Source organism: Mesorhizobium sp. WSM4308 (assembly GCF_002294905.1).
GTDB lineage: Bacteria > Pseudomonadota > Alphaproteobacteria > Rhizobiales > Rhizobiaceae > Mesorhizobium.
The window spans coordinates 40,314-56,830 of record NZ_NSFW01000008.1 but is presented as its reverse complement, the minus strand read 5'-3'; the positions used below and the strand labels follow the sequence as shown (position 1 = coordinate 56,830).

General features: G+C 64.3%; 17 protein-coding genes. 8 read left to right on the top strand and 9 right to left on the bottom strand.

The annotated features are described in order from the left end of the window. Nucleotides 1-24: 24 nt before the first annotated feature. Nucleotides 25-1,227 (bottom strand): MFS transporter, encoded by a 1,203-nt coding sequence (locus CK227_RS16130; RefSeq protein ID WP_095789156.1) that lies wholly within the window; start codon nucleotides 1,225-1,227, stop codon nucleotides 25-27. 144 nt (nucleotides 1,228-1,371) lie between these two features. Further along, the gene (locus CK227_RS16125) at nucleotides 1,372-1,830 is read right to left on the bottom strand and encodes an Lrp/AsnC family transcriptional regulator (RefSeq protein ID WP_095773733.1); all 459 of its coding nucleotides are present in this window, start codon (nucleotides 1,828-1,830) and stop codon (nucleotides 1,372-1,374) included. 171 nt (nucleotides 1,831-2,001) lie between these two features. On the opposite strand from CK227_RS16125, the gene CK227_RS16120 reads away from it, so the two are divergent. After that, entirely contained in the window at nucleotides 2,002-2,736 is a 735-nt protein-coding gene (locus CK227_RS16120) for an AzlC family ABC transporter permease (protein ID WP_095773664.1), read from the top strand. Then, the gene (locus CK227_RS16115) at nucleotides 2,733-3,032 is read left to right on the top strand and encodes an AzlD family protein (RefSeq protein ID WP_095773665.1); all 300 of its coding nucleotides are present in this window, start codon (nucleotides 2,733-2,735) and stop codon (nucleotides 3,030-3,032) included. Before CK227_RS16120 ends, CK227_RS16115 begins: the two co-directional genes overlap by 4 nt. A 55-nt stretch (nucleotides 3,033-3,087) precedes the next feature. Here CK227_RS16115 and CK227_RS16110 read toward each other — a convergent pair whose 3' ends face one another. Continuing rightward, nucleotides 3,088-3,720 (bottom strand): FMN-dependent NADH-azoreductase, encoded by a 633-nt coding sequence (locus tag CK227_RS16110; protein ID WP_095773666.1) that lies wholly within the window; start codon nucleotides 3,718-3,720, stop codon nucleotides 3,088-3,090. Nucleotides 3,721-3,827: 107 nt separating this feature from the next. Here CK227_RS16110 and CK227_RS16105 point away from each other — a divergent pair, with 107 nt between their 5' ends. Next, nucleotides 3,828-4,787, top strand: coding sequence for a LysR family transcriptional regulator (locus CK227_RS16105; protein WP_095773667.1), 960 nt, complete (start codon nucleotides 3,828-3,830; stop codon nucleotides 4,785-4,787). Here the strand turns inward: CK227_RS16105 and CK227_RS16100 are convergent. Beyond that, on the bottom strand, nucleotides 4,717-5,346 hold the full coding sequence (locus CK227_RS16100) for a TetR/AcrR family transcriptional regulator (RefSeq protein ID WP_095773668.1): 630 nt from the start codon (nucleotides 5,344-5,346) through the stop codon (nucleotides 4,717-4,719). The two genes, CK227_RS16105 and CK227_RS16100, sit on opposite strands and share 71 nt — an antisense overlap. Nucleotides 5,347-5,412: 66 nt before the next feature. On the opposite strand from CK227_RS16100, the gene CK227_RS16095 reads away from it, so the two are divergent. After that, nucleotides 5,413-5,838, top strand: a complete 426-nt coding sequence (locus CK227_RS16095; protein WP_095773669.1) for a VOC family protein — start codon at nucleotides 5,413-5,415, stop codon at nucleotides 5,836-5,838. A gap of 181 nt (nucleotides 5,839-6,019) precedes the next feature. Beyond that, nucleotides 6,020-9,094, top strand: a complete 3,075-nt coding sequence (locus tag CK227_RS16090) for a P-loop NTPase fold protein (RefSeq protein WP_143750505.1) — start codon at nucleotides 6,020-6,022, stop codon at nucleotides 9,092-9,094. A 6-nt stretch (nucleotides 9,095-9,100) separates the two neighbouring features. On the opposite strand, the gene CK227_RS16085 is transcribed toward CK227_RS16090, so the two are convergent. After that, complete coding sequence (locus CK227_RS16085) at nucleotides 9,101-10,051, bottom strand: trypsin-like peptidase domain-containing protein (RefSeq protein WP_095773671.1); 951 nt, start codon at nucleotides 10,049-10,051, stop codon at nucleotides 9,101-9,103. A gap of 168 nt (nucleotides 10,052-10,219) precedes the next feature. Between CK227_RS16085 and CK227_RS16080 the strand changes: the two genes are divergently transcribed. Beyond that, nucleotides 10,220-11,092, top strand: coding sequence for a S1C family serine protease (locus CK227_RS16080; RefSeq protein ID WP_095773672.1), 873 nt, complete (start codon nucleotides 10,220-10,222; stop codon nucleotides 11,090-11,092). A gap of 8 nt (nucleotides 11,093-11,100) precedes the next feature. Then, nucleotides 11,101-11,730, top strand: coding sequence for a helix-turn-helix transcriptional regulator (locus CK227_RS16075; RefSeq protein WP_095773673.1), 630 nt, complete (start codon nucleotides 11,101-11,103; stop codon nucleotides 11,728-11,730). Between the two features lie 7 nt (nucleotides 11,731-11,737). On the opposite strand, the gene CK227_RS16070 is transcribed toward CK227_RS16075, so the two are convergent. Together CK227_RS16070 and CK227_RS16065 are read right to left on the bottom strand one after the other, a co-directional pair. Next, nucleotides 11,738-12,127: a type II toxin-antitoxin system VapC family toxin gene (locus CK227_RS16070; protein WP_095773674.1), complete on the bottom strand. Its 390-nt coding sequence runs from the start codon at nucleotides 12,125-12,127 to the stop codon at nucleotides 11,738-11,740. Then, nucleotides 12,124-12,390: a type II toxin-antitoxin system VapB family antitoxin gene (locus CK227_RS16065; RefSeq protein ID WP_095773734.1), complete on the bottom strand. Its 267-nt coding sequence runs from the start codon at nucleotides 12,388-12,390 to the stop codon at nucleotides 12,124-12,126. The genes CK227_RS16070 and CK227_RS16065 overlap by 4 nt, the downstream gene beginning before the upstream one ends. A gap of 177 nt (nucleotides 12,391-12,567) precedes the next feature. Between CK227_RS16065 and CK227_RS16060 the strand changes: the two genes are divergently transcribed. Beyond that, the gene (locus CK227_RS16060; protein WP_095773675.1) at nucleotides 12,568-13,434 is read left to right on the top strand and encodes an NAD(P)-dependent oxidoreductase; all 867 of its coding nucleotides are present in this window, start codon (nucleotides 12,568-12,570) and stop codon (nucleotides 13,432-13,434) included. A gap of 263 nt (nucleotides 13,435-13,697) precedes the next feature. On the opposite strand, the gene CK227_RS37825 is transcribed toward CK227_RS16060, so the two are convergent. Beyond that, nucleotides 13,698-13,832, bottom strand: a complete 135-nt coding sequence (locus tag CK227_RS37825) for a hypothetical protein (protein WP_280951033.1) — start codon at nucleotides 13,830-13,832, stop codon at nucleotides 13,698-13,700. A gap of 249 nt (nucleotides 13,833-14,081) precedes the next feature. Next, nucleotides 14,082-16,430, bottom strand: a complete 2,349-nt coding sequence (locus tag CK227_RS16050) for an OmpA family protein (RefSeq protein ID WP_095773676.1) — start codon at nucleotides 16,428-16,430, stop codon at nucleotides 14,082-14,084. Nucleotides 16,431-16,517: the final 87 nt, after the last annotated feature.

The following is a 16,517-nucleotide window of genomic DNA, read 5'->3' as shown; positions in this document are numbered from 1 at the left end:
TTGTCACCAGCGCCCGTCTCCGCTTCAGGCCATCTGCAACTGCCTGCGCGGCAGCGGCGGGAAGGCGATCGCTATGCCGGCGGCGCCCAGGCCGATAAGGGCCGAGCCGATGAACAGCCAGTGGTAGCTGGCATAGGCATCGAACACCATGCCGCCGGCGAGCGGACCGAGCGCCATGCCGAGGCTGGACAGCATGGTGGCGGCGCCGAACACGGTGCCGAGGATGCGCTGGCCGAAATATTCGCGCGCCAGCACCGCGTAAAGCGGCATGACGCCGCCATAGGTGGCGCCGAAGATGACGGCCAGCACATAGAACTGGTCGAGCTGGCTGACCGAGAGATAGCCGGCAATGACGATCGCCTGGATCACCAGACCCGCGATCAGCACCGGCTTGACGCCGAGCCGGTCGGCCAGCACGCCGTAGAGAAGCCGGCCGCCCAAGCCGGCGAGGCCCTCTACGCTGTAGATCGTCACCGCCGCCATGGGGGCGACGCCGCACAGCATGGCGTAGCTGACCATATGGAAGATCGGCCCGGAATGGGCGGCACAACAGGCGAAAAAGGTCAGCCCGAGCACGATGAATTGCGGCGAGCGCAGCGCTTGGCCCACGCTCATGCCAGCCCCTTCGGCGACAGGCGCGGAACCGACATCCGCCACAGCGGGCTTTGGCGGCTGGCGCACCAGAAGCACCGCCGGCAGCAGCAGCACCCAGGCCATGATGCCGATGTCGAACATGGCGGTGCGCCATTCATAGGCCGAGATCAACCAGCGGGCGAAAGGCGAGATCGTCATCGGCGCGACGCCCATGCCGGCCGAGACCAGCGAAACCGCAAGGCCGCGGTTGGTGTCGAACCAGGCCGTGGTCAGCGCGATCATCGGTGCGAAGAAGGCGCTGGCGGCAAGCCCGACGAGGACACCATAGCTGATCTGGAAGGTCAGCAGCGAGCCGGCGCGGCTCGCCACCACAAGTGCCAGGCCGAGCAGCACGGCACCGATAGCCACCACGATGCGGGCGCCGAAGCGGTCGGACAGCGCGCCCCAGGCGAAGCCGCCAAGGCCCATGACCAGGAAGTTGAGCGTCATGGCGCTCGAAATGCCGGCGCGCGACCACTGCGTGTCGATCGCCATAGGTTCGAGGAAAATCGCCAGCGAAAACATCGTCCCGATGGCGACACAGGACATCAGCGCACCAGCGGCGACGATGACCCAACGATAGGAAAGGTTCATGCAAATCTCCCATGCCAGAGGGCAGCGCCCAGCGCTGCTTGCGTCCGAAGGACGATGGCACCGAAACCGATCCTACAATCCGGTTGCATTTTTTATCCAGTCCGAAACGCTGCACCAGGCATCCGGGCCGCTCTGTGGCACCGGTCAGATCGGCAGTTCCGACGTGTACTTGATCGTCCAGCTCGGCACGTCGGTCTTGACGTTCTGGACGCCCTTGATGCGGCTCAGATGCTCCGACTGGAAGCGGCGATAGTCGTTGACGTCGGCCGCCACCACGCGCACCAGGGCATCGCAGTCGCCGAGCATCAGGTAGCACTCCATGACCTGGGGCAGCTTGGCCACTTCGCTGGCGAAGTGCTGGACCGTGTCCTCGTCCTGCGTCTTCAGCCAGATGCGGGTGAAGAATGTCAGGCCCTTGCCGATGCTGGCCGGGTTGAGCACGGCGACATAGCGGTCGATGACGCCGGCCTCCTCCAGAAGCTTGACGCGCCGCAGGCAAGGCGAGGGCGACAGGCCGACCTCGTTGGCCAAATCGTTGTTGGCCATGCGGCCGTTGCGTTGCAGTGCCCGCAGGATGCGCTTGTCGATGTCGTCGAGCGTCATGGCTCTGGATTCCATTTTATCGGATATTTGTGACATTCAGTGCCAAAAACAGAAAGAATGCAACAATCTTCGCAACCAAATTGCCGAGAAGTGTGGGTATGTTTGCCGCCGGTATCATGAGAGTTCAAAACCCAGGGAAGCGGTGGCCGCGAGGCCGGCCGACGGCAGAGCATGAGCATTTCACAGGCAGTCGAAGCGGCGGGCGACGGCTCGCGATCCGAGTTCCGCCGGGGCGTGGCGTCCTGCGCGCCGGTGCTGTTGGGCACCATCCCCTATGCGCTGGTGCTTGGCGCCCAGGCGGCCCAGAAAGGTTTGAACGCGCTCGAACTGTCCATGATGACGGGGCTGAACTTCGCCGGCGGCTCGGAATTCGCGGCGATCCAGTTGTGGACGTCGCCGCCGCATATCCTGCTCATCGTCGCCATCACGTTCCTGGTCAACAGCCGCCATCTGCTGATGGGAGCAGCCCTTGCGCCATTCCTGCGCGATCTGCCGCGGCGCAAGGCGTTTCCAGCACTTTTCTTTCTGTGCGACGAAAGCTGGGCGCTGGGCCTGGCCGACGCCAAACAGCGTGCCGCGGCTGGCATCACGCCGGCCTTCAGCCCGCGCTATTATATGGGCGCGGCCTTGGCGATGTACCTGACCTGGGCTTCCTTCACCACGCTTGGCGCCTTGCTCGGCCCGATGCTCGGCCATGTCGAGACCTATGGTTTCGACATGGCGTTTCCGGCTGTCTTCCTGGTGCTGATGCGCGGCATGTGGAAAAGCCTGGCGGCGGCACGGCCCTGGCTGGTCAGCCTGGTCGTCGCGGCCCTTGTCCATCTCTTCATTCCCGGCGCCTGGTATGTCGCGGCGGGAGCTGTGTCGGGGCTGCTTGCTGCCTGGCTGATGGCAGGTGACGCATGATCGACATCACAACCCTTGTCACCATCGTGCTGATGGCCGGCGTCACCTATCTCACGCGGATCGGCGGCTATGTGATGCTGCGCAACCGCGTGCTCAGCGCGCGGGCGACCGCGACGATGGAGGCGGCGCCCGGTTGCGTGCTGATCTCGGTCATCGCGCCGGCCTTCGTGTCGCGCAATCCCGCCGACCTTCTGGCGCTGGCCATCACCTTCATCGCGGCGACGCGGCTTTCCATGCTCCCGACCGTGCTGATCGGCGTCGCTGCGGCGGGGCTGCTGAGGCATTTCATCGGCTAAAATGAAAAAGGCAGGCGCGAACGCCTGCCTTTCGAGTTCCGATGATCGAGGCGCCTTACGCGGCAGCGGCGGCCTGCTGGCTGGCGACCACGGCGTCGACCTTGGCGGTCGCCTTGGCGAGCGCCGCGGTGACCGCGTCGGGGCCCATGCCGACGCCTTCGATGCGGATGACGTCGACGTCGGTCATGCCGAGGAAGCCGAGCACGCCGCGCAGATAGGGAATGGCGTGATCGAACTGCACGGCCGCACCTTCCGAATAGATGCCGCCCGAAGCCAGTACGATATAGACCTTCTTACCGGTGACGAGCCCCTTGGGGCCGTTCTCGCCATAGGCAAAGCTGCGGCCGGAGCGGGCGATGTGGTCGACCCAGGACTTCAGCGTCGAGGAGATGTTGAAGTTGATGAAGCCGGTGGCGAGGATCACCGTGTCGGCGGCAAACAACTCGTCGAGCACGACATCGGAGACGCCGACGACTTCAGCCTGGCGCGGGGTGCGCGCTTCGGCCGGCGTGTAGATGCCGGTCGAATAGTCGGCATCGATATGCGGCAGCGGGTTGGCGACGAGGTCGCGCACGACAAGCGTGTTCGACGGATCGGCGGCGAGGAGCTTTTCGGCGAATTCGGTGGCGATGCGGGTCGAGTGCGAGGCAGCGCCGCGCGGGCTTGAGGTAACGAGAAGAATGGACATGGCGGGTCTCTCCAGTGGAATGAATTGTCCCGCTAGATATGGGATATCTATCCATCAGATAAACTGGTATATTTTATATACGATCCATCCACAAAATAGATACAACGATGCAGCCCAATCCAACACTCGACCAGCTTCAGATATTCGTTGCCGTCGCCGATAGCGGGAGTTTCTCGGCCGCCGGCCGCAAGCTCAACCGGGCGCAATCCGTCATCAGTTATGGCATCGCCAATCTCGAGGCACAGCTGGGGCTGAAGCTGTTCGAACGCGAGGGCACACGCGAGCCGCAACTGACCGAGATCGGCCGGGCGATGCTGGAGGATGCAAGGCGCATGATCGGCGTGCTGCAGCGTATGCGTTCGCGCGTCGATGGCCATCATCATGGGCTGGAGGCCGAAGTGGCGCTGTCGGTCGATGCGACGTTGCCGTCGCCCGTGCTGGTGCGGGTGCTGAAGGCGTTCGAGGCACAGTTTCCGACCGTGATGCTGCGCCTGCATATAGGCTCGCTTGGATTGATCCCCGACCATGTCGTCAATGGACAGGCGGATCTCGGCATTGGCGGCCTGCTGGGCAAGGTCGACGTCCATCTCGTGCGCATCGGCTTCATGTCGATGGTGCCGGCGGCGGCACCCAACCATCCCCTGGCGCTCCTGCCGAAGCCGGTGAAGATCGAGGATGTGCGCGAGCACACGCAACTTGTCGTCACCGATCAGTCCGAACGCACCAAGGGGCGCGACTACGGCGTCTTTGCCTACCGCACCTGGCGGCTTTCGGACATGCGCACCAAGCATACGCTGATGCGCGAGGGGCTGGGCTGGGGTGGGCTGCCGCGCTGGCTGATCGCCGACGACCTGGCCACCGGCCGCCTGGTGGAACTTGATCTCGAACCCTACGAGGAAATCAGTTCGCCATTGTTTGCCATGCACCGCAACGATCGCAGCCCGAAGCCGGCCGCCGCCTGGCTGATCGAACGGTTCAAAAGCGAACTCGGCTGCTTCAACGAGTTCGAGCCGGGCGAGGTGCCTGACGAGGAAGCGCCGGAGACAATCCATCAATCAGCGCCATGAGCACGGCGCGGTAATCCTGCGCCGAAGCGCCGGCCTCGATGGCCAGCGCGGCGCGGTCGAAGGCGGAGGCGAGCAGCGCGGTCAGTGCATCCACCGGCAATCTCGTCATCGTGTTGGCTCGCATCGCCGCGACCAGGCCCTCGCGCAGCGAGCGGTTGCCGTGGCGGTTGTCGATCGCATCCATGGCGGCGCGGCCGAGCACGGCGGGGCCATCAAGCAGCAGCAGCCGCGTGCGGCCGGGCGCGCGCATGGCGTCGAGATAGGCGTCGGATCCAGCGATGAGCGCATCGCGGGCTTCGAGCGAGGATGGCGACGCGCGCTCGATCTCCTGCGCCACCGCCTGTGCCTCCTGATCGACCACGGCGGCGAACAGCGCCTGTTTATCGGCGAAGTGATGGTAGAGCGCGCCGCGCGTCACGCCGGCCGCGGTGACGATCTCCGGCGTGCCGGTCTCGGCATAGGATTTTTCCGTGAACAGTTTTCGCGCCGCCGCGATCAAATCGGCGCGCGTCGCCTCGGTGCGGTCGCGATTGGAACGGCGCGTGGATTCCTGTTGCATACATGCAGCCTGTATGTTAATTCGATTTACATGCAGACTGTATGTTATGTCCACGGAGAAGGAAAGATGAAGACCACGAGCTACTATCCGGTGCTGATGACCGGGGACGTCGCCGGGACGGCGGCCTTCTATGTCGAGCATTTCGGCTTCCGGCCGCTGTTCGAAAGCGACTGGTATGTGCACCTGCAATCGGTGGACAGCAAACGCGTCAATCTCGGCATCGTCCAGGGCGACCACGAGACGATCCCGCAAGAGGGGCGGGGGCGCACCTGCGGCCTGCTGATCAATTTCGAGGTGCGCGACCCCGATGCGGTCTATGAGCGGATCCTCGCCGCCGGCCTGCCGATCCTGCGAACGCTGCGCGACGAACCCTTCGGGCAGCGCCATTTCATCATCAGGGACCCCAACGGCGTGCTGATCGATGTCATCAAGCCGATCCCGCCCAGCGAGGCGTTCCTGGCGCAGTACGCTGAGGGCGCGGCGGGGGGGTGAGGGTGGCCTGAAGTATCGAATGGTTGGAAAGTGTCGTCCGACTGACGCCAGATGACGGCGGCGCCAATAGAAACCGTGACAATATCTTCAACGTACTGCTGCCCAGCAGAGGCCTGCATATTCTCTACTTGCACCGCTTCGAGACAGCGGCCATCCTGGACCGGGCTGGAGGGAGCTGAGGGTGGAGGACCGGATCAACGTTGGCAGTCGAGAAGGGCTTGAGAACTGGCTGGCGGACAAGCCGCCGGAATGGGCGGAGGCAATCGCGGCGCGGCTTGCACTGAGAGTGCTGCCGTTGGCGAATGCCGATGCGCCGATTTCTCGTGAACGCTTGCTTCTGGCTGTCTTTCGAGCTGCGTTTATATCCTGGTTTGCGCGTAGATATCCGACGCAAGATGCGGGGTCAGCCAGTTCGGATGCCGCTCAGTCTGGCATTGCCGTTGCCGATTCCATGGTGGTCGGCGGCAACCCCCACAGCGCTGCGCCAGCCGCGGTCAGCCAAGCTGCGGTGACGGCTGTCGGCGGTAGTGGAACGAGAAGTTCCGCAGCGATCACTGCTGGGCTCGCGGCAGATGCCGGTAGCGCCGTTGCGAGCAGCGTCGGGGCGGCTCAGATAAGGGAGAGTGTTGCTTCCGATGTGTCCTTCTTGTCTGAGCTGGAAAGCTTCGGCGCGGCGGAAGCTGCTCGCGCGCTGATCAACGAGCCGCTGTGGTTGATTGATGTGCGCGGCGATTCGAGATTTCAGGCCAATTTTCCGCCTTGGGTGCGCGCGCCCTTCGACAACATGGCTAAAGATCCTGATCTGTCCAGAGCAGGTTTCAAACTTTGGATAGAATGGTATCGCGCGATTTTGCCGAACAGTCATCGGGCTAGGCCAACAACTTATTTTGGCGAGACTGTCGACCTCCGCGTAGCTCTGCAATCCGACACGTGGTGGAGTCGAGACCCGACCAAGGTGAATGCAGATATAGCAAGCTGGCGTGCGGGTCGGGGTTCCGGAGACTCCGCCAATGAACGTGGTGCTTTGGACGGCCTGGAAGCAATTCCGCAGTCCAGCACGATTGGATCTTCGCAAACCGCTACCGCACGCAAACGTCGAAGCAGAAGACAGAACGCACCTGCTGACGTGTCTATCGGCAGCGCCGCCGAGGCCCCGGAGGGCAAGAAGGATCCCGTTGCCAATCCTAATCCAACGCTGGAATCGGAAGTCAAACCGACCACGTCAACTACGCCGCTGGAATCACCGCCGCCCGAGACATCCGCCATTGAAACCAGTTTCCTCGATGATTCCACCGATCCCGATGTGGATTTTCTCAGCCGCTCGGACCTGGCCTTCGTGCTGGCGGGGCGGCTCAATCAAGTCTGGGATCAGCTCAACCAGGAAAATCCTGGGGACAGTTATCGCGGCAACAGTGCGCGCTGGACCGGTATCTGGCCCAAACGGAGGGCCAGGGAACCGCCGCCCGGCTTCGTCGTGCACATCGATGCACCTTGGGGCGGCGGCAAGACCAGTTTTGCCAATTTCCTGATCCATCTGCTCAACCCGTACAAGGTGGCCGGCCCACCGCCGGCCTGGATGCTGGGCCTGCCGCTCGGCGATCCAAATTTCTGGCCGGAATCCTATCGGCGCCCCTGGCACATCGTCACCTTCAACGCCTGGCAGCATCAGCACGTGCTGCCGCCATGGTGGGTTTTTTATCAAGCGATCCGCAAACAGACGACCGACGCCATCTATGCCGAGGACTTGCTGGTCGAACCAGCGCCCGCGACCGACGCATCGGGCAATCCGCTGCTCAACGGGCCAGCGGTGCCGCAACCGCCGGCGGTCGGGCAAGGCTATCTTCCACCATGGTTGCGGACGGCGGATTGGTCCTGGTGCTGGTTGCGCGAAATGGTCTGGCGCGTGTGGACGCCCGATATCCGCAACAAGGTGGCGGTTACCGCACTGGGTATTGCCGCTGTCATCCTTTTCTTTCGTCTTGGCCTACTCAACCTCGATGACAAGGGGGCTTTCAACGCGAACACCACCAGTCTGGGTCCATTCGTTTCCGTTGCCATCGCCGCGCTGGTGGGAGGGGCGCCGCTGATCTGGACCGTGCTGTCGGCGCTAAGTTCGACCTTGCTGTCCGGCACACCGGACGCGGCCAAGAATTACGCTTTGGGTTCAGGCGATCCGCTCGACCGGTTCCGGGCGCATTTTGCGAAAATGATGGCATTGCTCAAGCGACCGGTTCTGGTGGTCGTCGATGATCTCGACCGTTGCGAGCCGACATTCGTCGTCGAGTTGATCCGCGGCATGCAGACCATTCTCAAAAGTCCGCGTCTGGTGTTCATCCTGCTGGGTGACCGCGACTGGATCGAGGAGTGTTTCACCAAGGTCAACGAGGCGATGAAGGGAATTCACGTCGGACCGGAACATGAATTCGGCGCCCGCTTCGCCGAAAAGGCGATCCAGTTCTCCTTCGTGCTGCCGGACATTTCGGATGCTGCCCGCCGCACCTATGTGAGGGATCTACTGGGGGTGAAGAAGGCGGTATCCGGTCGAGGCGGACTTCCGCTCGATGTCGTCTTCAAGGCGGATGCCTCGATGCGCGGCGAGTTCGAGTTCAAGGTGGACAGCGTGTTGCAACAGAACGAGGCCCTTAGTCGCGAAAGTGCCGCGCAGACTGTCCGCGAAGAGATCATCGCAAGCCCGGTAAGCGCCGCGGTCACCGACGTCTTGCTGACCGATTTCGACCGTAGGCTGTCCTTGCGTGCCGCCACCGACAAAACGGCCGAAGCGGCGACCCGGCATCGGCTGGAGGCGCTCTCCAGCGTGCTGCCAGCCAACCCCCGCCAGATCAAGCGCATCATCAACGCCATCACGCTGTTGCAAGAGGTCGGCCGCATCGAGCAGAGCGTGCAACCCGGCTCGACCGAATGGAAGATCCTGGCCTTGTGGATCATCCTGATGATCGAATGGCCGAAAAGCTGGTTCACGCTGAGCAGCTATCCGGGCCTCGCCAATCGTTTGCTCAACCAGCCAGACGAGACAGTCCCTCATCTGCCTGTCGAAAACACCGATGCGTTTTTGGTCGCGCTGAAGGCGAAGGCCGAAGTGATGGCGATCCTCAGGTTTCAGGGCGATCAGGAATGGCAGGACTGTACCATCACAACGGTGCACATCCTGAAACTTCGGCAGATACTGCCACCAGCGAGCGGTCAGTTGATCGATGTTGCGCCATCGAAGAAACCGGCTCCGAGCGAGCAGTCCTGATCTCCGTTAGCCAGCCCTTGCCACCGGCGTTACCGCCACCTGGCTGACGCCGGTGCGGCGTACCACCGTGCACAGCGTCTCGCGGCCGATGCGCTCGGCGTCGAGCATGCGCACGAGGTCGTCGACGCCGGTGACCGGGCGGCCGTCGATTGCCGCGATGATGTCACCCTCCTTCAGCCCCGCCTTGGCCGCCGGGCCGTTCTTTTCGACGCTGCGCAGCCGCACGGCCGTGCTGGTCGACACTTGCGACAACAGCGCCGCGCGGCGCGGCAGATTGGTGGTGTCGGCGGAGACGCCGATGAAGGCGCGCCGCACGCGGCCGAAGCGGATGATCTCCGAAATGACGAAATTGGCGGTGTTGGAGGCGACCGCGAAGGCAATGCCTTGCGCGCCGTGGATCATGGCGGTGTTGACGCCGATGACCTCGCCGGCCGACGACACCAGCGGCCCGCCGGAATTGCCGGGATTGAGCGCGGCATCGGTCTGGATGACGTCGTCGATCAGCCGGCCGGTCGAAGCGCGCATCGAGCGGCCCAGCGCCGAGACGACACCCGAGGTGACCGTCCATTCGAAGCCGAGCGGATTGCCGATGGCGATGGCGATCTGGCCGCGCCGCAGCCGCTTGGAATCGCCGAGCGGCGCGACGTCAGTGAAGCTGCCATCGGCGCGCACCAGCGCGATATCGGTGTCGGGATCGCGGCCGAGCACGCGACCCTCGCTTGAGGCGCCGTCGGGCATCGATACGCGCACCGTCCTGGCATCTCCGACGACATGGAAATTGGTGACGACCAGCCCGTCCGGCGCGATGACGAAGCCGGAGCCATGGCCGCCCTGGCCGCCAATGCGCTCGATTCGGCAGACGGCCGGGCCGATGCGGTCGACCGCGTCCGCCACCGTCATCGAATAGGCGTCGAGCAGCGTCTCGTCAGATTGGAAATTGGCGATGGCGAGGGCCATGGATGGGCTCCGTGTTTTCAGGCTTGATCGTGACTATATGTGCGGAGCGGCTGGAACGGCCGCGACCTGACCAGATGGCCAGTCAAACCGCCAACTAGCCGTCAGGCGAGTACCTCCAGGGGCGCCGTCGGGCGATATCTGGGACATGACGAACCCCAGGAGACATCCATGAGTGATTTCAATTTGAATGCATTTTCGCAAGCCGTTGCCGACCTTGCCGCCAAGGCGGCGCCAGCAATGGCGAGCTTCGCCACCCACCACCATCGCACGGCAAGCGCCTTCCACTGGAGCGACGGCTATTTCGTCACCGCCGAGGAGGCTGTCGAGGCCGGCGAGGAGATCGAGCTGACGCTGGCCTCTGGCGGGACGGTGAAGGCCGAACTGGTCGGCCGCGACCCGTCGACGGGCGTTGCCCTGTTGAAGCCCGCGGATGCGGCCGGCGTGCCTATCCTTGCCAGGGCCGATGCCGTTCGGCCGGGCAACATTGCCATCGCCATCGGCAACAGCCAGGGCTCGGCGCTGGCGGTGTCGGGCTCGGTCGGTGAAGTCGGGCCGGCCTGGCGCTCGATGCGCGGCGGCACGATCGACAGGCGCATCCATCTGGCTGTCGGCGCCGGCGGCCGCTTCGAGGGCGGCCCGGTGCTGGACGCCAAGGGCGCGCTGATCGGCATGCTGTTGTTCGGGCCGCGCGGCCGTGCGCTGGTCATGCCCTATGAGACGATCGAGCGGGCGGTGGCGACATTGCGTGAAAAGGGCCACGTCGCGCGCGGCTATCTCGGCGCTGGCCTCCATCCGGTGCGCGACCGCGACGCCCATGGCGCGATGGTGATGAGCCTCGACGACGCCGGTCCGGCCAAGGCCGCCGGCCTGTCGCTGGGCGACATCATCGTGGCGTGGAACGGCGAGGCCGTGCATGGCCCGCGCGACCTGATCCGTCGGCTCGGCCCTGACAGCGCCGGTGCTTCCGTGACGCTTGGCGTGGTGCGTGGCGGTGAACAGCGCGACGTGACATTGACCATCGGCGAAAAGCCGCTGAGCTGAGAGGATTGATGGAAACGCTCGCCGGCGACCGGATCGTGAGCAACAGGGCCGCTTCGCGGCAACTGGTGGTGCTGATTGCGCTTGGCGATGCCGCGCGCGCCGAGCGCCTGGCCGCCACGCTTGCCGCCAGCGACGACCTGCTGCCGGTGGCGGCCGGCGGCGGCAGGGCCGATGTCGCCATCATCGATGACAGGAGCGGAGATGCCGTGCCGGCCTCCACACCGCGCGTGCTGCTGTCAGGACGCACCGGCGGCGGGCGGCCCGCCGGTGAGGTGTTTGCGGTCATTCCCGCGGGCGCCGACGATCTGCTGATCGCCGCGGCGGCGCGGCTGGCGGCGGCCGGCTATCGCGTCACGGGCGAGGGCAGAAGCGGACACCATGAGGATTTCCATACGGGCGAGCCGTTCGAGGATGACGTCCTGGACGAGCATGCCGCCCGGCCAGCGCTGTCGCCGCGCGAGGCCGAAGTGCTGGCGCTGCTCGCCGAAGGCGCGCCCAACAAGGTGATCGCGCGGCGACTCAACATTTCCGTTCACACGGCGAAATTCCACGTCGCGGCGATCCTGATCAAGCTGGGGGCGGCCAACCGCACCGATGCCATTGCGATTGCGATGCGGCAGGGGCTGGTGCTGGTTTAGCTGCAGATCAAACCGCCGCCTCGATATCTGTCAGGCGGAAATCATTGCCTTTGAACAGTAGCGGCATGGCCTCGAGCCGGGCTACGGCATAAGCGATGCAATCGCCGAAATTGAGCGCGGCCGGATGCCGACCCTTCCCGTAGCGCAGGAAGGCCTGACGGGCCACGGCTGCATGGTCGGCCGTGAACGAGATTGTCTCGATCGAGGCAACGCGAAGGAAAGCATCGAGAAGATCGGCAATCTCGTCCTGCCAACCTCCAACAAGCACCATCGTTGTCTCCAACAGGGTTGGAGAGGCAATAAGCCTTCTCTGGGCACTGGTGATAGCCTGGACAAATTGGTCGTGACCTGGTTCGGCGCGCAGAACAGCGACAAGCGCGGATGAATCGATAATCATCGCGTCGGGATTCCAAGCTCATCGTAACCGAGAATCTCGTCCTCAGTCATAGCGTTTTCGCGTTTTGGGATCTGGCCGGCGCTGTCAGAGATCGCCATCAAGCGCCGGAAAAGATCATCGCCCTTGTCGCGTGGCACCAGCCGCTCGCGCGCCACCTCACGCTCGAGGCTCTGGCGGATCGCTTCCGTCACCGAGATCCGACGGCGGCGGGCAAGCTCGCGCGCCAGTTGCTCGACTTCCATGTTCTTGATCGATAGAGCCATTATATATTCCACCTCTCTGTATAGAAGATATAGGGACCGATCGCGAAAGTCCAACAGGCCGGCAGCGAACGAAGCCTCCCCAACGTCACCATCCGACGGCACCCCAGGCCCTTGTATCCGGCAGCGGCACGGGCAAGGATCGCGCGGACGAAGAGATATCAGGGAAGCGGAGGATAAATGTCGCTCAAGGGAAAGACGCTGTTCATCTCCGGCGGGTCGCGCGGCATCGGGCTGGCGATCGCGCTGCGGGCGGCGCGCGACGGCGCCAATGTGACGATCGCCGCCAAGACCGCCGAACCGCATCCCAAGCTGCCGGGCACGATCTACAGCGCGGCGCAGGAGATCGAGCAGGCCGGCGGCAAGGCGCTGCCTGTGCTGTGCGACATCCGCGAGGAGGCGCAGGTGGCCGAGGCTGTTGCAAAGACGGTGGAGAAATTCGGCGGCATCGATATCTGCGTCAACAATGCCAGCGCCATCCAGCTCACCGGCACGCTGGAGACCGACATGAAGCGCTACGACCTGATGCATCAGATCAACACGCGCGGCACCTTCCTGGTCTCCAAAATGTGCATTCCACACCTGAAGTTAGCCGATAATCCTCACATCCTGAATCTGGCGCCGCCGCTCGACATGAAGGCCAAGTGGTTCAAGAACCATGTCGCCTACACCATGGCCAAGTTCGGCATGTCGATGTGCACGCTGGGGATGAGCGCGGAGTTCGCCAAGGACGGCATCGCGGTCAATTCGCTGTGGCCGATCTCGACCATCGACACGGCGGCGGTGCGCAACCTGCTCGGCGGTGCGACGGTCGCGGCGATGAGCCGTTCGCCCGACATCATGGCCGACGCCGCGCACGCCATCTTCATGCGGCCGTCGCGCGAGGCATCCGGCAATTTCTACATCGACGAAGAAGTGCTGCGCGCCGAGGGCGTCGGCGACTTTTCGATCTATGCGCCCGGCGCGGCCGGACCGCTGGCAGGCGATTTTTTCGTGCCCGACGAGGTGTTCGCCCGCACGGACAGCAAGATCAAGAGCATCTACTAGCTCGTCAACGCAGGACACATCACTTCGAGATTGGCTCCAACAGTTTCGTCATTCTGGGGCGAAGCAAGGAGCGAAGCGACGCGGCGCAGACCCCAGAATCCATGCCGGGACTCTGGCGTGTCGCCACGGTGCAGAATTCTGCGCCGCCGCACTCTACGGCCTAGAGCACGGAATGGATCCTAGGGTCTTCGCGACGCCGCTACGCGGCTGCTCCGCCCTAGGATGACGAAGTCGGGGCCACCTTGGCCAGTCTGTGACGAGGGTCAGCCTGCCTTGCCCTTCTTGCCTTTGCTCAGACCCATAAGCCGATCGATATAGGCCAGCATCAGCGCCGAGACGACGAAGGCGAGGTGGATGATGGTCAGACCAGGCCGTCGCTCTTTGCAAGATGGATCCAAAGCAAAAAACCCCGCCGGAGAGGGCCGGCGGGGCTCAATACGTCCCGCTGGAGTCGGGACGGGGCAGGGAACGCCCAGCCCTGAATCTGGGGTCAGCAAGCCTGTGATTCAATGAGCCGCTTCCGATGCCGGTACAAATCTTCTTGAGCCCGGGGGCTGGACCCGAGCCTTTCCCATCCCCGATCGAGCCGGGGATGGGTGCTTTTCGCATTGAGTCCGCAAACCAGGTCATGGTTTTGAAATCATGACCTAATTGTTGCTGGCGACCGGTGCCACCAGCGAGGTGATGCGGCGGATGGCGACACGCCGGTTCTCGCGGTTGGGTGCCGAGGTGTTGACCTTCAGATACTGCTCGCCATAGCCTTGCGTCGTCAGGTTCTCCGGCGGGATGCCAAAGGCATTGGTCAGCGCTTCGGCAACCGCTTCGGCGCGGCGGTCCGACAGAGCAAGGTTCGCTTCCGGCGTGCCGACGGCGTCGGTGTGGCCCTCGATCAGGAAGGTCTCGGCCGGGTTCTTCTTCAGCAGTTTCTCCATGGCGCTAGCGACGCCCTCGAGCTTCTGCACCTCGGTGTCGGAGATCGAGGAGGAGCCGAATTCGAAGTTCAGCGTGTCGAGGTCGACGCGGCGTGCAATGTCGCGCACGCGGGCCGAACGCTTGACCTCGTCGATCGAATAGAGACGCTGGACCCTCTCCACCGGCGGCTGGTCGAGGAAGGTGTAGTAGTCGTCGGGACTCTCGACATCCTCCGAATCCAGGATGTAATCGCGGCGCGGGATGGTGAGCCGCATCGGCGGCAGGTCGTCGCCGGGATCGCGCCAGTCGCCCTCATCCTGATAGTCCCGCTCGTCGACATAGCTCAGCACATATTCGCGCCCATCCGGCGTGATGCGCGAACGCTGGATGACATCGCCGTAACGGTTGCGGATGGTGACGATCTGGACGCCATTGTCGCGCTGGACCGTCTCGCGTGTACGGCCCTGCGACAGATCCTCGTAATAGACGTCCTTGGCGCCGCGGTTCATCCGCGAGCCCTCATTGCTCTGCACGATCGTCTGGCCGCCGAGCTGGATGATGACGCGGTCGCCGATCTCCTTGAGCACGTCGACGCCCTTGGGACGACGGCGGTCGCGGATGTTCTCGTCGGGGGCCCGGTCGAGGCGCTTGCCCTTCTCTTCCGTTACCGGGACGAGCGTTTCAGGCTTGATCGCTTGCTGGGCTGACTTGTCGTCGGTTGGAGGCGGGCCTTGGTCGACAGGAGCGACCGCCGGCTTCTGGCCCTGGTCGCCGCCTTGCTGGGCGTTCTGGCCACCATTCTGCTGTTCGCCATTCTGCTGGCCGTTCTGGTCGCCATGCTTGCGGCCGCCGCCCTTGCGCTGGGCATCCTTCTGGCTGTCGAGGATGGGCGCAGCGTTCTTGTCGGCGGGCGCTTCGCCCTGCACGGGGTTTTCGCCCTGGGCAGGCGCGGCCGTGTTGCCATTGGCGGGCTGTTCACCGGTTGCCGGCTTCACGCCATTGGCCGGTTGCTCGCCCGTCGCGGGCTGCTTGCCGGTCTGCGGCTGTTCGCCTGTCGCCGGCTGCTCGCCATTCGCGGGCTGTTCGCCCGCCGGCTTCCTGCCGTGCTTCTTTGTCTTGTCCTGGGGCTGCTCGCCCTGGACCGGCTGTTCGCCGGCAGGCGCGGGTTCAACCTTCGACGTCACTGCTTCGCCGGCCGGAGCTTCTTTCGGCGCAGGGGCGGCTTCCGGCGTCACTGCAGGGGCAGCAGGCGCCTCCTTCTGCTGATCCTGCTTGTGTTTCCTGCCGGGCTTGACTGGCTGGTTGTCGTTGGCGGGCTGTGCCTCACCAGCCGGAGCCTGTTCGGCCGGTGCCTGTTCGGTCTGCTGCTGCTGGTCGCGCTTCTTCCTGCGCGGCTGCTGCTCCTCGGCGGGTGCCGCCTGTTCAGCCGGCGCCTGTTCGGTCTGCTGCTGCTGGTCGCGCTTCTTCCTGCGCGGCTGCTGCTCTTCGACGGGTGCCGCCTGCTCGGCCGGCACCTGCTCGGTCTGCTGCTGCTGCTGGTCGCGCTTCTTCCTGCGCGGCTGCTGCTCTTCGACGGGTGCCGCCTGTTCGGCCGGCGCCTGCTCGGCCTGTTGCTGCTGGTCGCGCTTCTTCCTGCGCGGCTGCTGCTCTTCGGCGGGTGCCGCCTGCTCGGCCGGCGCCTGCTCGGCCTGTTGCTGCTGTTCGTGCTTCTTCTTGCGCGGCTGTTGCTCTTCGGCGGGTGCCGCCTGCTCGGCCGGCGCCTGCTCGGCCTGTTGCTGCTGTTCGTGCTTCTTCTTGCGGGGCTGCTGCTCCTCGGCGGGCGGAGCAGGCTGTTCGGCGGCCGGGGCTGCCTGCTCGGCCGGCGCCTGTCGGGCCTGCTGATCGCGCTTCTTCTTGCGCGGCTGCTCCTGGTCGGCCGGCTGCGCCTCGTCGGTCGGTGCGTCCTGTGCCAGGATCAGCGGCGTTCCACCACCTTGCATGGGGCCGAACGAGGCACTTCCCTGAAGCGGGAACGCGCCCAACGGCGCGGATGCCATCAACAGGCCAAGTGCGGTGCCTGCCAGAATCCATGGTTGGCGTTTCATCGAAAACTCTCCTTGTGGGGTCCCATCCTTGCCGAAACCGATCTTAGCCCGATTGGTTCCGGTTTGGCGGGGATAGACACCGTACAG

Bases quoted from the DNA above. Each gene is read 5' to 3' on its own strand.
- CK227_RS16125 (WP_095773733.1), bottom strand. From the start codon at position 1,830: ATGACGCTCGACGACATCGACAAGCGCATCCTGCGGGCACTGCAACGC.
- CK227_RS16100 (WP_095773668.1), bottom strand. From the start codon at position 5,346: ATGCAACAGGAATCCACGCGCCGTTCCAATCGCGACCGCACCGAGGCG.
- CK227_RS16065 (WP_095773734.1), bottom strand. From the start codon at position 12,390: ATGGCTCTATCGATCAAGAACATGGAAGTCGAGCAACTGGCGCGCGAG.
- CK227_RS16070 (WP_095773674.1), bottom strand. From the start codon at position 12,127: ATGATTATCGATTCATCCGCGCTTGTCGCTGTTCTGCGCGCCGAACCA.
- CK227_RS16075 (WP_095773673.1), top strand. From the start codon at position 11,101: ATGGAAACGCTCGCCGGCGACCGGATCGTGAGCAACAGGGCCGCTTCG.
- CK227_RS16130 (WP_095789156.1), bottom strand. From the start codon at position 1,227: ATGAACCTTTCCTATCGTTGGGTCATCGTCGCCGCTGGTGCGCTGATG.
- CK227_RS16085 (WP_095773671.1), bottom strand. From the start codon at position 10,051: ATGGCCCTCGCCATCGCCAATTTCCAATCTGACGAGACGCTGCTCGAC.
- CK227_RS16095 (WP_095773669.1), top strand. From the start codon at position 5,413: ATGAAGACCACGAGCTACTATCCGGTGCTGATGACCGGGGACGTCGCC.
- CK227_RS16050 (WP_095773676.1), bottom strand. From the start codon at position 16,430: ATGAAACGCCAACCATGGATTCTGGCAGGCACCGCACTTGGCCTGTTG.
- CK227_RS16080 (WP_095773672.1), top strand. From the start codon at position 10,220: ATGAGTGATTTCAATTTGAATGCATTTTCGCAAGCCGTTGCCGACCTT.
- CK227_RS16105 (WP_095773667.1), top strand. From the start codon at position 3,828: ATGCAGCCCAATCCAACACTCGACCAGCTTCAGATATTCGTTGCCGTC.
- CK227_RS16110 (WP_095773666.1), bottom strand. From the start codon at position 3,720: ATGTCCATTCTTCTCGTTACCTCAAGCCCGCGCGGCGCTGCCTCGCAC.
- CK227_RS16060 (WP_095773675.1), top strand. From the start codon at position 12,568: ATGTCGCTCAAGGGAAAGACGCTGTTCATCTCCGGCGGGTCGCGCGGC.
- CK227_RS16115 (WP_095773665.1), top strand. From the start codon at position 2,733: ATGATCGACATCACAACCCTTGTCACCATCGTGCTGATGGCCGGCGTC.
- CK227_RS16120 (WP_095773664.1), top strand. From the start codon at position 2,002: ATGAGCATTTCACAGGCAGTCGAAGCGGCGGGCGACGGCTCGCGATCC.